General features: G+C 40.3%; 12 protein-coding genes. 11 read left to right on the top strand and 1 reads right to left on the bottom strand.

What is annotated here, in order from left to right; translation table 11 throughout:
• The 5 genes from H6614_13725 to H6614_13705 all read left to right on the top strand — a co-directional run bounded on the left by H6614_13725 (window position 1) and on the right by H6614_13705 (window position 4,084).
• Window positions 1–486, top strand: coding sequence for a hypothetical protein (locus H6614_13725; GenBank protein ID MCB9244730.1), 486 nt, complete (start codon window positions 1–3; stop codon window positions 484–486).
• On the top strand, window positions 483–977 hold the full coding sequence (locus H6614_13720; GenBank protein ID MCB9244729.1) for a DinB family protein: 495 nt from the start codon (window positions 483–485) through the stop codon (window positions 975–977). Before H6614_13725 ends, H6614_13720 begins: the two co-directional genes overlap by 4 nt.
• A gap of 88 nt (window positions 978–1,065) precedes the next feature.
• A complete protein-coding gene (locus H6614_13715; GenBank protein ID MCB9244728.1) occupies window positions 1,066–2,859 on the top strand; it encodes a S8 family serine peptidase in 1,794 nt (597 codons plus the stop codon).
• A 7-nt stretch (window positions 2,860–2,866) separates the two neighbouring features.
• Window positions 2,867–3,652, top strand: a complete 786-nt coding sequence (locus tag H6614_13710; GenBank protein ID MCB9244727.1) for a PhzF family phenazine biosynthesis protein — start codon at window positions 2,867–2,869, stop codon at window positions 3,650–3,652.
• 135 nt (window positions 3,653–3,787) lie between these two features.
• Window positions 3,788–4,084 (top strand): hypothetical protein, encoded by a 297-nt coding sequence (locus tag H6614_13705; protein MCB9244726.1) that lies wholly within the window; start codon window positions 3,788–3,790, stop codon window positions 4,082–4,084.
• A 38-nt stretch (window positions 4,085–4,122) separates the two neighbouring features.
• Here the strand turns inward: H6614_13705 and H6614_13700 are convergent, their stop codons facing one another.
• A complete protein-coding gene (locus H6614_13700; protein MCB9244725.1) occupies window positions 4,123–5,610 on the bottom strand; it encodes a hypothetical protein in 1,488 nt (495 codons plus the stop codon).
• Window positions 5,611–5,810: 200 nt separating this feature from the next.
• On the opposite strand from H6614_13700, the gene H6614_13695 reads away from it, so the two are divergent.
• From H6614_13695 to H6614_13670, 6 genes are all read left to right on the top strand, one after another.
• Window positions 5,811–7,580 (top strand): VCBS repeat-containing protein, encoded by a 1,770-nt coding sequence (locus tag H6614_13695; GenBank protein ID MCB9244724.1) that lies wholly within the window; start codon window positions 5,811–5,813, stop codon window positions 7,578–7,580.
• Window positions 7,581–8,258: 678 nt separating this feature from the next.
• Window positions 8,259–10,109: an ABC transporter ATP-binding protein gene (locus H6614_13690; GenBank protein ID MCB9244723.1), complete on the top strand. Its 1,851-nt coding sequence runs from the start codon at window positions 8,259–8,261 to the stop codon at window positions 10,107–10,109.
• Window positions 10,110–10,167: 58 nt separating this feature from the next.
• The gene (locus H6614_13685) at window positions 10,168–12,018 is read left to right on the top strand and encodes an ABC transporter ATP-binding protein (GenBank protein ID MCB9244722.1); all 1,851 of its coding nucleotides are present in this window, start codon (window positions 10,168–10,170) and stop codon (window positions 12,016–12,018) included.
• 1 nt (window position 12,019) lies between these two features.
• Window positions 12,020–12,466 carry a GNAT family N-acetyltransferase gene (locus H6614_13680; protein MCB9244721.1) on the top strand — a complete coding sequence of 149 codons (447 nt, stop codon included), beginning with the start codon at window positions 12,020–12,022 and terminating at the stop codon, window positions 12,464–12,466.
• Window positions 12,467–12,475: 9 nt separating this feature from the next.
• Window positions 12,476–13,552 carry a ribosome small subunit-dependent GTPase A gene (gene rsgA, locus H6614_13675; GenBank protein ID MCB9244720.1) on the top strand — a complete coding sequence of 359 codons (1,077 nt, stop codon included), beginning with the start codon at window positions 12,476–12,478 and terminating at the stop codon, window positions 13,550–13,552.
• A gap of 2 nt (window positions 13,553–13,554) precedes the next feature.
• Window positions 13,555–14,304 carry a class I SAM-dependent methyltransferase gene (locus H6614_13670; protein MCB9244719.1) on the top strand — a complete coding sequence of 250 codons (750 nt, stop codon included), beginning with the start codon at window positions 13,555–13,557 and terminating at the stop codon, window positions 14,302–14,304.
• Window positions 14,305–14,344 lie beyond the last annotated feature (40 nt).

Below are 14,344 nucleotides of genomic sequence, written 5' to 3'. Positions count from 1 at the left end.
ATGAAGCTATATAAAATTGCATTCTTGAAAATCTTCTTTCTAACTTTAGCAGGACCATCTATGGCACAGGACATTACAGATCTTTCTCAATTTGAATTTATGCTAGGTGACTGGGGTGCGGAATTTCCCCAGGGCGCGTTTTATGAATCATGGACAAAGGAATCGGACACAAAGTTCACAGGTGAAGCATATAAAGTGTTTGGAGGTGACTCATCGCTTTCGGAAATACTTACACTGGAGGTTATTTATGACGGCTATCATAACGGGGTTTATTATATTGCGCAACCAGTATTACAGGACACGACATATTTTCAATTTGTTGCAGGAACAAATGAAGATGCAGAATTTCAAAATCCGGAGCATGATTTTCCGCAGAGAATAGCTTACAGGAAGGTTAGTGATGATGAACTATTTGTTGTAGTAGATAATCTCGACCAGACTACGGATAAACAGCTGGTATTTAATTTTAAAAGAAGGAAGAAATGATAAATCCTCCGTTTTACGATTTATATATAGACCTGGTGAGAGATAATGATATATTATTTACTCTCGATGAACAGATGAATTTTACATACGCTTTCCTTGCTACAATACCGGAGAATAAAGCTAATTACTCATATGCTGAAGGGAAGTGGACGATCAAGGAAATAATAGGGCATTTAATAGATGCCGAGAGAGTTTTTGTGTACAGGGCAACAAGATTCGCAAGGAAGGATAAGACAGATCTCCCCGGGTTTGAGGAGAATGACTATGTAGAAAATGCTAACTTTTCTTCGCGTACTCTCAAGGATCTTGCCGAGGAGTTATTACTGTTGAGGAAATCAAACATGTATTTATTTAACAGCTTTACGGATGAAATCATGAAACGGACGGGAACAGCCAACGGTGGTGAGATTTCTGTAGAGGCGATACTTTATATTATTGCCGGGCACCAAAAGCACCATTTGAAAGTCATAAACGATAGGTATTTGAACTGATTAAAGAGTACAAATGAAATGCTGTGTAAGCCTATTTTCTTTCCTTGTATTCATCTCTGTAATATTGAATCAAATTAATTATATCATAATGAAAAAAATATTAGTTGGAATTTCCCTTTTTTTATCATCATATAATGTCTTTGGGCAGTTCAATCCTGACGACATGATAATAACAACCAGGCTGAGCGAAACATTTTACGATAAGAATGGTGACGTATTGACCGGGAAAGGTGTAATAATAGGTGATGTGGATTCCGGTGTGGATGTATTTCACCCAATGTTCTTCTTTGCCGACGGTGGAGACTATAACTGGATAGACGTCAATGGAGACGGTAAGTTTGTTCCGGGTGAGGATGCGGTGGATCTGGATAATGACGGTATTGCCAGTGATAATGAGATATTGAGATATATAGAGATGAATGACCAGACATATGGTATGATAGGCTCTAACAGCAGGAAATTTGAGGCAAATTTTGATTTCCTCTATAATGATGCAAATAATAATAAAAAGAGAGATTTCGGTCCAAAAGCCGGGTTTACCGAGCAGGATCCCACATACGGGGAATTGCTCTTTATAGTGAGAGATGACGATGGTAACAACACCCTATCGGTAGGTGAGAAAATTACTGCTTTACATACCTCTAAGGTTAGAGCAGTCCGTGAAAAGGATGGTACTATCCGCAGACGCGGTGTGGACCTGATCTATACAGAACCTGATTCGATTGGGCATGGTACGGGGGTTGCCGGTATTATAATGGGTGGTACATATGGTGTGCAGAAGCTTCACGGAATCGCCCCGAACGCTGAGATGATATTTGCTAATATAAAGTATGACTATACACCAAGATTTGTTAGGAATTTCCCGGAACTGGTTGGCTTCATGGCTGAAGAAAATCCGGATATACTGCTTTTTGAAGATGGTGAGTGGTGTTGGGAATTCATGGACGGATCCACAGAAGAGGAGCGGTTGACTACCCAGATGGCTCTTAATGGCACTATAGTGGTTGGGGGGGCAGGTAATCTTGCAGACGGGAAAATGCATATTTATGATAAACTACAGTCTGGAGATAAGAGGACATATGTAGTAGAATGCCCCTCTCGCGCCGAGGGTAAGGTAAATGACGGTGTATTTCCGTCTATTTTGTGGCGTGATCCGAATGTTTACCCGGTAATCACGATAGAAACCCCGGATGGTAAGGAAAGTGATGAATTAAGGGACGGCTCAGGCTTTATTAGGGTTGGAGATTACAATATATTCTATTCGAGGGATGTATCATCGAAGGGTACAGCAATGTTCAGATTTGGCTTTTCGGAGAAAGATTCCGGAAGCGTAAAGGGTGACTGGAAGATAAATGTGAGTACGGATAAGGAGTTGGAGCTACAGGGGTATGTTGTTGATGTCTCCCAGGGCTGGGATGGAAATTCGCACTGGAAATCCAATAAAATTTCAGAGGTATATACGGTTACATTCCCTTCTACGGCGGACAGCCTTATTTCTACTGGTGCTTATACGGTTAATTTCCCCTTCTACCCGGGCGATGAGATCGGTAAACTTTGCAGTTACAGCGGAAGAGGACCCCTTATCAATGGACGGCTGGGGGTCGATATCGTGGCTCCGGGGCATACTACATTCTCTACTGCGACTAATTACAGCTACCAGATATTTAGCGGAACCAGTTCAGCCGCTCCACACGTGGTAGGAACAGCGGCATTACTTCTTCAATATGATAATACATTGGATAACCCAAGATTCAAACAACTTATCTACAGCTCAGCTTCAAAAGACAGGTTTACCGGGGATGACCTTCCAAATAATAAATGGGGATATGGTAAGCTGAATATTGAAGGCGCAATAAGAACATTGATCGAACAAAATAAATAATTTGATAATGAAGATATTCACGGTAGATGCTTTCACTGATAAACTTTTCTCCGGCAATCCAGCCGGAGTTTGTATTTTAGATGATGATATGCCTGAAAATATTATGCTCTCTATTGCTGCAGAAATGAACCTCTCTGAGACTGCCTTTGTAAAAAAGATTGATGAAGGATTTAGTTTAAAATGGTTTACACCGAAAGTTGAAGTGCAATTATGCGGGCATGCAACGCTTGCAACTGCTCATATACTTTGGGAGCAGGGAATGTTATCACAAAATGAGGAAGCACGGTTCCATACATTAAGCGGTTTGCTCTCTGTTACAAATGAGAATGGTGAATACGAAATGAACTTCCCTGCTTACACTGTAAAAGACGTGTCTCCGAATGAAAAACTTATCGAAGCTCTTAAGGTAACGCCAGTAAATTTTGCTGAGGCGGAATATCATTACATTTGCGAACTGGAATCTGAAGAACAATTAAGAAATGTTTCCCCATCCTTGGAAACCCTTATGGGGCTTGAGAAATTCGGGATTATCATTACAGCTAAGTCAAGCGGTAACGGATATGATTTTGTGTCCCGATTCTTTGCACCGTCAAAGGGAGTTAATGAAGATCCTGTTACTGGCTCCGCGCACTGCTCACTAGGTCCTTATTGGATGCAAAAGACCGGTCGTGATTACTTCACTGCATATCAAGCATCACAAAGAGGCGGTGTTGTAAAAATAAAAATGAACGACAGCCGTGTCCTCTTAAAAGGAAGAGCAGTTACTTTTCTTAGAGGCGACATCTCCTTATAAAATTTTTTTGTACATCAATTTCTTTTTTTAACAAGAGAAAAAAATTTCACTTGCAGAAAAAATACTTTGTATTAATAAATTAAATTTTTTAAATTTGTAGAAGGTTCTTTACAAACCAATTAAAGGAGACAAAACATGGCTAAGACCAAAAGGAAAGCTGCCAAGAAAAAAGCTGCAAGGAAGCCTGCCAGGAAAAAAGCGGCAAGGAAACCTGCAAGGAGAAAAGCAGCTAAGAGGCCTGCCAGAAAAAAAGCACCTGCAAGAAGAAAGAAAGCTCCTGCTAGAAGAAAGAAGGCTGCTAAGAAAAAAGCAACCGGTATGGCAGGGATGACTGTTGATCAACTTCTTAGACTTGCTAAGAGGAAAAAAATCAGCGGACGTCACAAAATGAAAAAGGCTCAACTCATCAGGGCTTTGCAGCGCGCAAAGTAATATGGTCTGAAGTCTAGTTTTAAAAAAAGCGATGGGTATTATCCCGTCGCTTTTTTTGTTAAAACACCCTGTTTATAAGGCCTTTCAGGCTTAGCTGTTTGGAGTATCTCAAGTTTACTCTCTACCCACTTTATAATGTTGAAATAATATCCAACATTTTTATTTAGTGCACTCTGTTGAAGTTCTTCCAGCTCAGTTTTTATATCATTTTGTTTATCCGATACATTATGTCCATGGGTTAGCACTAACTTATTGACAAGGCTTAAAGTTTTTAACTCATCATTGTATTGTTCTGTATCATGGCGAAGCATTTTTTTCATAGAATCGATAAGATATTCGGCAAGTGATATGTTGCCTAGTTCGTAATGCAGTGCTATGTTTAATAATTTAGAGTTGATATATATGTCATGTCGGTATTTTATGACAGGATGTGAAAGGACGTCGTTATTTTTTGTAAGTGCAATATCGAAATTACTTTTATAAAAATAGTATTTTGCGATCATAAACATACTTTCCAGTTCCATATCTTTGTCGAGCTTACCTTTGTGCTTAACAAGCTTTTGTTCCACTCTTTCGATTACGTTTTCCCCGTTCTTTAAAAAATTATTCTGCATGATATGTCTCAAGTCGATGTAATCCGAGATTATTTTTCTTTCTATTACTTCGTTAGAGTTGTTTGAAATAAGAAACTTTTGCAGATGATTTTTAAACTCATTTGTGTTGTTCATTTCAATGGTAAGTTCAGCAAGTGCAAACAGCGTCTCTTTTCTAACGTTTACTATATCATCCAAAAAGGGTTTAGGGTTGGATTCTATACATTCGAGCCTTTCCCGGCAGGATTCATACCGCTTTTGTTCATCTCCTTTAATAGAGTAAAGTACATATCTTATATGGTGAAAGTATTCTCTGGCTTGAGAGGAGAGAGCATTTTTTTCGTTGCTGAGGAGCCTATGCTTTAATATTTTATCAGCTTGTTTTATGTTTTCGATCTTCCCGCTAATTCCAGCTTTTCTTCTTAGTCTCTTTGAATTGTAAAACAATTTTGAATACTCTCCGAGATTTGCAATCTTTTTTAGGATAACCTTTTCCTCGATGTATAACTGTTCCTGATCAATTATTCTAAATTTCCGGGTTTCACTGATCAGTCTTTGAAGTCGGAGAATCTCTAAGTGAATATAAAATTTTTCATATTCAATAGCCTTTTGCTTGTATTTCACAAGCATTTTAAAATATTGAGGATATAATGCCTTATCAAATAGAATCCTCAGTTTGATCACCATTTCTGTTAGTCGTGTCTCGGATGAGTTTACACGGTTATAGGAGATAAGTGAATTCAGTATACTATTATAGAGATAATTCTTTGTGAAAGTTAACTGGTTTACAAATTTCTCATTACTGAACTTTTCTTTTATTACTTTTTCATTATAACTGTCCTGTGATTCGATCTCATCGAATAATTTCAGAAAGTTGGAATTTTTCCTGCCTGAGAAGCTAAGCTTGAAATACCTCTTTTCAGACTTATCCATACTCTTTATCAGATTGAATAACTCAGTTGATGGGTTCATAGAATACTATGCTAATTTGTGTTGTACTATAATAATTCGTCTAATAAGATGGAAAAGTTTCAAATAGAAACCTATGAATAGTACTGAAAATTCTTTTGATGTCGGGTACTTAGCAAATAGATTTGTATAAGGAGTATTGTTCTAAAAATAAATTTTAACAAATGAGACACTTATTATTAATTATTTCATTTCTTTTGCCTTTTTTGGCAAACTCGCAGACATTCACCAAGATTACCTCCGGAGTTGAAGTCACGGACGGTGGTGATTCACGAGCGGTAACGTGGATAGATTATGATGGGGATGGGTACCTCGATCTGTATGTGACCAACGGACCCTCCGCAGGTCAGAATAATTTTCTATATCATAATAACGGGGATGGGACATTTACTAAGATTACAGGTCAGCCCCTGGTAAATGATAACGGGAAATCTGATGGCGCTTCCTGGGGAGACTATAATAATGACGGGAATCCGGACGTATGTGTGGTAAACTGGTACGGGCAGAATAATTTACTTTATAGAAATGACGGCTCAGGGACATTCACATTTATGAATACAAGTATAGTCTCTACTGACGGCGGTTTCTCCGAAACCTGCTCTTGGGGAGATTATGATAATGATAGTGACCTTGACCTGTATGTAACGAACAGCGACCCTCCATTCAATAACTATCTCTATATGAATAATGGAAGCGGTGATTTCATCAAGATCGATACGGGCATAGCAGTATCCGAAACGTTCACTTCCCGCGGTATTACCTGGATAGATTACGATAATGATGGTGATCAGGATATTTTTGTTTGTAATGAGAATAATCAGAAGAATAATCTATATGAAAATATGGGAAGCGGTTATTTTGTAAAAATAACCGCCGGTGATATCGTAAATGATGTTGCCAGCTCATGGACCGGGAGCTGGGGAGATATTGATAATGACGGCGATATGGATCTATTCGTCGGAAACTGGGGACAATCTGATAATTTATATATCAATAACGGCGATAAGACATTCGCAAAGGTTACTACTGGTCCTGTTGTTCAGACTGCAGACAGATCTTCGACAAGTTCATGGATAGACTATGATAATGATGGTGACCTCGATCTATTTGTAACTACGTCATATGGCGCATCGGCATTAAAAAATCTTCTCTATAAAAATTTATTGATAGAAAACGGTAGTCTTTCGTTTGAAAAGATTGTTGATGGTGATCTTGTTAATGACCTTGGCTGGACATACGGACACAGCTGGGGTGATTATGATAAAGACGGTGACCTGGATATGTTCGGCGCCAGGGTATCGGGAGCCGGCAGTCAGAATAACGTATTATTCAGAAATGATGACACAAGCAGTAATAAATGGGTGAGTATAAAATGTAAAGGTACGACATCCAACAGGTCCGGTATTGGAGCGGTTATAAAAGTGAGATCTGTAATTAATGGTAATGCAGTTTACCAGGTGAGGACGGTTATGGGACAGGATGGTTATTGCAGTCAGAATCTAGAACAGCACATTGGTCTTGGTAACTCAAACTCTATTGATTCCGTGATAATTATGTGGCCTTCCGGAACGATTGACCGTTACGGGAATACGGAGGTGAATAAATTTTATGAGGCTGTAGAAGGTCAAAGCCTCTCTGTCGGTGTGAGCCAGCTGGGAACGGAGATTCCTCAAAAATATTCACTTTATCAAAATTACCCTAACCCATTTAATCCTGTTACGAAAATAAATTATGACGTTGCAAGATCCGGGTACGTGGAGTTGAAAGTATTTGATATTGCCGGGCGGGAGATTGCATCGCTCGTAAATGGAAATTATTCTCCCGGGATGTATTCAGTTGATTTTGATGCCACCGCTTTCTCGAGCGGAGTGTACTTTTATACACTTAGATCGGAAAGTTTTACCGAAAGCAGAAAGATGATGTTAGTAAAATAGTTTAAAAAAGGCGGCTTATGCCGCCTTAACTTTTTATCCCTCCTTTGCGTATCATTTCCTAAATGAAGCATCCACTCTTAATAATTTTATCTCTATTTTTATTCATCCCTCAAATTAATGCTAGGATAATACTTTGACTAAATGGAACATAAAACCGTCCTTTAAATTTGATGTGCTGTGTCTGTTGAATACACACACCGGTGACGAATATTATCTTAAATATTAATGAAAGATGACGGTTATCCTCTCAATGGAAAAACTTTTCAAACATACTTTATTGAAAATGTAAACAACGGACGTTATTAAACGGTAACATTGAAAAAATTTATAACGATTTTTACACGGAATGAAAACTTTTTAAAATTTTTTCTGTAGACAAGTTGAATTTTAGTTTTATACTGAATATATTTGTATATCTTTAAACCACTAAACTAATTTGATGAGGAGTTGATCCAAATAAAATGATCAGAAATCAATTAAAATATACGGCGAAATCCGTCATTGGATTTATCCCTGTGCTTACCGGGGATCAATACGCCCATCCGTGGTTTAGAGATATCTCTTTAAACTTGAAAGGAGTACAAAAGAGATAAGTCACTAAGAACAAAGAGTTTCAAAAACCGCGGATACTTGAAAGTGTTCGCGGTTTTTTTTTGGAAAAGTTTTAATCTTATAGCAATGAATAATATAAAAAGTCTTTTTAGAATATTAGGAAAGTGGAAGTATTACTACCTGCTTGCTGGTTTTCTCCTGATAATATCTACGTTTATCAGAATGCTGGAGCCAAGGGTCCTGCAGATAGCGATAGATAAGATAATTTCTTTCTTCCAGAGCGGTAATGCGGAAGTTTTGAAATCTAATGACATAATTACAAATATGTTCTATTCGGTATTACCGGAGCTGAAGATCGAGAACTTCCATCTTATACTTATCGACCTGGGAATTATATTCCTGGTGATATCACTTTTCAGGGGTATGTTCTCTTTCTCATCGAGTGCGATCACATCCGGTTCGACTGAAAAGGCAATTAAAAAGCTCCGGGATAAACTGTTCTCGCACATACAGGCGCTCCCTCTCGCATATCATTCGAAAACACCAACGGGTGAATTGATTCAGAGGTGTACCGGTGATGTCGAGACGGTGAGGAAGTTCGCTTCGACACAGGTAGTCGATATGATCAGGATGCTTGCGATATTTGGTACATCATTCTTTATGATGATGACAATATTGCCGGCGTATGCGTTCATTGCTATATCGCTGGTCCCGTTAATAATTATAGGCTCGATCATCTTTTTCAAAAAAGAAAGCGAGATATGGGACAGGCACGAGAAGGAGCAGGATAAGCTCTCGATACTCGTTCAGGAAAATCTCTCTGGTATTCGTGTAGTGAAAGCATTTGCTAAGGAAGATTACGAGATAGAGAAATTTACTGCCCAGAACGCAGCTAAGAGGGAATGGGGCATCAGGCTCACAAAAGTTCACTCGCTCTTCTGGCCGATATCCGACACGATAGTGTACACGCAGGTAGCGGTTTCTGTGCTGGCAGGCGGATACTTTACGCTCAGCGGGCAGATTACACCCGGGGAACTAGCGGCGTTCTACTCTTACTCGATGTTCGTGATATGGCCTGTGAGGCGTATCGGACAACTCGTGAGCGAGATGGGTATGACCACTGTTGCGATGAAGAGGATGTTCTCAATTCTCGATACACAGGCTGAAGATTATACCGGTAAGATAAACGAAGGTGATAATGTAAAGGGAGAGATCGAATTCAAAGACGTTGTTTTCAGATACGAAGGTGACAAAGAAGATCACGTTCTCAATGGAATAAGTTTCAAGGTGAAGCCCGGCGAAAAGATCGCGCTTCTTGGTCCAACAGGGGCAGGTAAGTCAACGATAATTTCTCTCCTTATGAGGTTCTTCGAACCTACTAAGGGTGAAATTACTCTCGACGGTGTAAAGCTCGATCATTATTCGAAGGAGTTTCTCCGTAAAAGAATGGGCGTAGTATTGCAAAAACCGTTCCTGTTTTCCACTACGCTTAAGGAAAACATCGCTTACGGTGTTCCTGAGACTCACGTGGATGAAGTCATTGAGGCGGCAAAGGACGCGAGCATTCACGACATTATCACCGATATTTTCCCGCAGTCATACGAGACTGTAGTTGGTGAGAAAGGTGTGACGCTCTCCGGAGGACAAAAGCAGAGGGTCACTATTGCACGAACACTGCTGAAGAACCCGGACATCTTTATACTGGATGACTCGACGTCATCTGTCGATACGGAGACAGAGTTCGAGATACAGAAAGCCCTGCGCAAGTCGATGAAAGGAAAGACGACCTTCGTCATTGCGCACAGGATAACTTCCATCCAGGATTGCGACAGGATAATAGTTCTCGATAAAGGTAAGATAGTCGATATGGGTACGCACGATGAATTGATCGCCAGAGATGGATTCTATAAAAAGATATTCGATATTCAGGTATCCGTCGAAGACGAGATACGCAGCGAAACGGAAGCGTTTCAATAAGAAATGAAACCAGAGGTTTCAATAATAAACAAAACAATGACTTTAATTATATATCAAAATGTCAAAACTAAAGGAAAAGAGCTACAAAAGTAAGGGAGCGCTCCTCCCTTTCATGAAACGGCTCATTAAATATAGCTGGAAATACAAGCGCTGGGTCATCGGGTTTATCGTATTCGTCAGTGTGGTGGCGGGGGCTGAAGCCCTTCTGCCCATCACATGGAAGAACTTCCTCGATAATGTGGTTGTGCCTTCGGTTGGGGAATATAGAAATTCCCTCGCAACCGGTCAGCCATATGAACCGGATATGTCGGCAGTATGGAATTACTTCTGGATATTCCTGGGTATTGGGCTTGTTATTGCGACCGGTGTGTACTGCTTTATTGTATTTGCGGGAAAGATACAGGAATACGTGATGTATGACCTGCGCCAGCAGTTATTCGAAAAACTGCAGGAGCTGTCTTTCTCATATTACGATAAAGCCGCGCTCGGATGGCTTCTCTCGCGAATAACTTCCGACTCCAATAAGGTGACGGAGTTAATCTCGTGGGGTATGATTGAGTTCATCTGGGGCACGGGAATGATAATATTCTCTGCGACCGCTATGCTCATCTTTAACTGGAAGCTTGCGCTCATTGTGCTCGTAACCATCCCGGTGCTTATGTTCGTTTCGTTAAAGATTCGCATGCTCATTCTGCGTTTCTCACGTGAAGCACGCAGGTACAATAGCGAGATAACGGCAACATTCAATGAGAACATCAGCGGTATCGAGGTGAATAAGAGCCTTGTGCAGGAAGACCGCGTAAGCAGGGAATTTGATTCTCTCAGTGAGAAGATGAGAAAATCATCGTTCCTGGCTGATTATTACATGGCGCTGTACAATCCGCTCGTAATTTTCGGCGGTTCGGTGGCTGCTGCGTTCGTAGTTTATTACGGCGGCAGCATGGTGATAGAATTTCCGGGTGAAATTACTGTAGGTCTGCTGGCAGCGTTCTTTGGATATGCGACGTTCATTTATGAACCTATACTGGATATATCCCGCTTTTACGCGCAGGCGCAGGGTAGCATCTCCGCAGGAGAGCGCATATTTTCTTTAATAGACACTGACGCTACTGTTTATGATCTGCCGGGTTCGGACGAGTTCGAAAAGATAAACGGTGACATAGATTTCGATCACGTCTCGTTCTATTATGAGGAAGACAAACCCGTTCTTAAGGATCTCAATCTTAAGATAAAAGCCGGTCAGTCCATTGCGCTAGTTGGTGAGACCGGTGGCGGTAAGTCGACAATTATAAACCTTATCTGCCGTTTCTATGAACCAACGGGTGGTATTCTTAAGATCGACGGTAAGGACATAATGAAGAAAACCATTAAGAGTCTGCGTAGTCAAATAGGCGTTGTTCTACAGACACCTCACCTGTTTTCGGGTACCGTCAGGGAAAATGTTCTTTACGGAAGAGGTGACGCAACGGAAGCCGAAATAGTCGAAGCCCTTCGTCTTGCGGGAGGTGATGAGTTCATTCCACGTCTCGAGGAACAGGTAGGTGAAGGCGGAGAAAATCTCTCGATGGGTGAGAAACAGCTCGTTTCATTTGCACGCGCTATTCTTGCTAATCCGAGGATATTTATAATGGACGAGGCGACGTCTTCGATTGACACTCTTGCGGAAGCAAAGATACAGCAGGGTATTAAAAAGATAATCGAAGGACGTACGTCTATTATAATTGCGCATCGTCTATCGACAATAAAAAACTGCGACCGCATCCTTGTTGTAAAACGCGGTGAGATAATCGAAGATGGAAGCCATGGTGACTTGATGCACAAGAAAGGTCTATATCATCATCTTTACACCCGTCAGCTTCGCGACGAAAGAGAGAAAGAAGTTCTTGGTGAGTTAAATGTAAAACAGTAAAATGAATATTAAGCTTAAGGAAATAACTAAAGATAATTTAATTGATATTTTTAAGTTGAAAGTTAAACAACATCAGAAGACCTTTGTTTCTCCAAACGTCTATTCGATAGCTGAGTCAAAGGTTTATGATAATTTCAGCCCTAAAGCAATCTATGCCGGTGAAGCATTAGTTGGTTTCTTAATGTATGGTACCAATCCAGAGAAAGAAAATGAAGTCTGGATAATTCGATTAATGGTAGATGAGCAATTCCAGGGCAGAGGTTTTGGAAAACAAGCCATGTTAGTAGCAATCGAATTGCTGAAACAAATTTATAACCCTCCGGCTATCTATTTAAGCTTTGAGCCAGGGAATGAGTTAGCAAAGAATTTTTATCACTCTCTTGGATTTAAAGATACAGGAGAGATACTTTATGGCGAGCTTGTTCACCGCTTGGATTTAGAAAATTAAAACCAATAAATGAATCTGAATAATTACGGTTGGAATGAAACTCTCCAGGAGGAATTTGACCGGATCTCTGAATCCGGTCTTACTCCTGCTCGTGTTTCCATACGAAATAAAAACAATTACTTATTGCACACTACGGAAGGTGAAGTAACAGGAGAATTATCCGGCAAGATGCTCTATGAGATCGAAGACGGTATTATTGAGGATGGTTTTCCGTGCGTCGGTGACTGGGTAGCAGTTCGGCTATTTCCTGACGAGGATAAAGCTATAATACAAAAACTTCTCACTCGCAAAAGCAAGTTCTCCCGCAAGGAAGCAGGTGTAAAGACTGTCGAGCAGGTCATAGCCGCTAACATTGATACTGTATTTCTTATGATGTCGCTCAATAAGGATTTTAATCTCCGCCGTCTCGAGCGGTATATGGTTCTCGCATCGGAAAGTAATGTGAATGCCGTTGTCGTCCTCAGTAAGGCGGACCTCTGCGAAGACATTGAACAAATGAAAAACGATGTGCGGACGGTCTCAAAGGAAATACCTGTCCATGTAGTCAGCTCTTTAACCGGTGAGGGTCTCGATGAACTTAAACAATACTTCGAAGGTGACAAAACTATTTCCGTAATGGGGTCATCCGGTGTCGGTAAGTCAACCCTGATAAATGCTCTTCTCGGTGAAGAGAAGATGAAAGTAAACAATATAACAGAATACAAAGATAAAGGTACTCATACGACCACTCACCGTGAGCTCGTTCTGCTACCTAAAGGAGGTATGATAATAGACACTCCGGGTATGAGAGAGATCCAGCTGTGGGAAGGTGAGAGGGGTGTGGAACAGGCATTCGATGAGATAGAGGAGCTTATTCACAAGTGCAAATTCTCAGACTGTACACACACAAATGAACCGGGATGCGCAATACAGGAAGCGCTTGAATCCGGTGAGATCGATGAGGACAGGTACAAAAGCTACCTTAAGCTAAAGCGTGAAGCGATGTATTTTGAAAGAAGAAATGATAAGCGGGCTATGATCACAGAAAAAAAGAAGTGGAAGGCTATTACTAAAAGTGTCCGCAAATTAAATAAGTATAAAAAATAATTATGCACGAATATTCCAAAACGATAAGCAGGTTTTATGATTCGGTTTACGATAAAATGCGTACACCTGTCGACCGGGAATTTTATATTGATGAGATTGTAAAAGCAGGCGGTCCCGTCCTGGAGGTCGGAGTGGGTACCGGGCGTATCTTTGTCGAAGCACTGAACCGCGGCGCGGATATTTACGGGATAGACATAAGCGAAAACATGCTCGAAATTCTGCGAGAGAAGCTTCCCGAATCGGAACAACACAGGGTCTCACTTGCTGATATGAGAGACTTTGACCTTAGCAAGAAATTTAAACTTATTATTGTACCGTTCCGGATATTCCAGCATTTGCTTACACCCGATGAACAGGTAAGTGCTCTGCAGTCTATCAAAAAACATCTCGATACAGATGGTAAACTGATATTCGACGTATTCGTCCCTAATTTGAAACGTATTACAGAAGTAGTGGAAAACAAACTTGAACTTTCGGCAGAGTATGCTCCTGGAAAGATCGTTGAGCGTTATCTCGATTCTGTCCCGGATAATATAAACCAGATCATCAATATTACTTTCACTTTTAAATGGAATGAGAACGGTGAGGAGATGACGGAAAAGGATTCGTTTCCATTCAGATACTATTTCCGCTACGAACTGGAAAATCTAATAGCGAGATCAGGCTTAAATTTAATGAAAATTTATGGCGATTTTAATTATGGGGAGCTAAACAATTCTTCTACTGAATTCGTAGTATTATGCAACAATTGATGCAATTTTTCCCTGCATAATTTTTCTATTTTAGCGATAT

This window comes from Ignavibacteriales bacterium, from assembly GCA_020635255.1.
Taxonomy (GTDB): domain Bacteria; phylum Bacteroidota; class Ignavibacteria; order Tepidaquicellales; family Tepidaquicellaceae; genus JAEYVS01.
The sequence above is the reverse complement of the archived record's forward strand: the minus strand, read 5'-3'. Positions and strand labels throughout refer to the sequence as shown.

What these genes read in the sequence shown, in the direction of transcription:
- H6614_13705 (MCB9244726.1), top strand. Translation starts at nt 3,788, where the DNA reads ATGGCTAAGACCAAAAGGAAAGCTGCCAAGAAAAAAGCTGCAAGGAAG.
- H6614_13695 (MCB9244724.1), top strand. Translation starts at nt 5,811, where the DNA reads ATGAGACACTTATTATTAATTATTTCATTTCTTTTGCCTTTTTTGGCA.
- H6614_13690 (MCB9244723.1), top strand. Translation starts at nt 8,259, where the DNA reads ATGAATAATATAAAAAGTCTTTTTAGAATATTAGGAAAGTGGAAGTAT.
- H6614_13725 (MCB9244730.1), top strand. Translation starts at nt 1, where the DNA reads ATGAAGCTATATAAAATTGCATTCTTGAAAATCTTCTTTCTAACTTTA.
- H6614_13685 (MCB9244722.1), top strand. Translation starts at nt 10,168, where the DNA reads ATGTCAAAACTAAAGGAAAAGAGCTACAAAAGTAAGGGAGCGCTCCTC.
- H6614_13670 (MCB9244719.1), top strand. Translation starts at nt 13,555, where the DNA reads ATGCACGAATATTCCAAAACGATAAGCAGGTTTTATGATTCGGTTTAC.
- H6614_13715 (MCB9244728.1), top strand. Translation starts at nt 1,066, where the DNA reads ATGAAAAAAATATTAGTTGGAATTTCCCTTTTTTTATCATCATATAAT.
- H6614_13680 (MCB9244721.1), top strand. Translation starts at nt 12,020, where the DNA reads ATGAATATTAAGCTTAAGGAAATAACTAAAGATAATTTAATTGATATT.
- H6614_13720 (MCB9244729.1), top strand. Translation starts at nt 483, where the DNA reads ATGATAAATCCTCCGTTTTACGATTTATATATAGACCTGGTGAGAGAT.
- H6614_13700 (MCB9244725.1), bottom strand. Translation starts at nt 5,610, where the DNA reads ATGGATAAGTCTGAAAAGAGGTATTTCAAGCTTAGCTTCTCAGGCAGG.
- rsgA (MCB9244720.1), top strand. Translation starts at nt 12,476, where the DNA reads ATGAATCTGAATAATTACGGTTGGAATGAAACTCTCCAGGAGGAATTT.
- H6614_13710 (MCB9244727.1), top strand. Translation starts at nt 2,867, where the DNA reads ATGAAGATATTCACGGTAGATGCTTTCACTGATAAACTTTTCTCCGGC.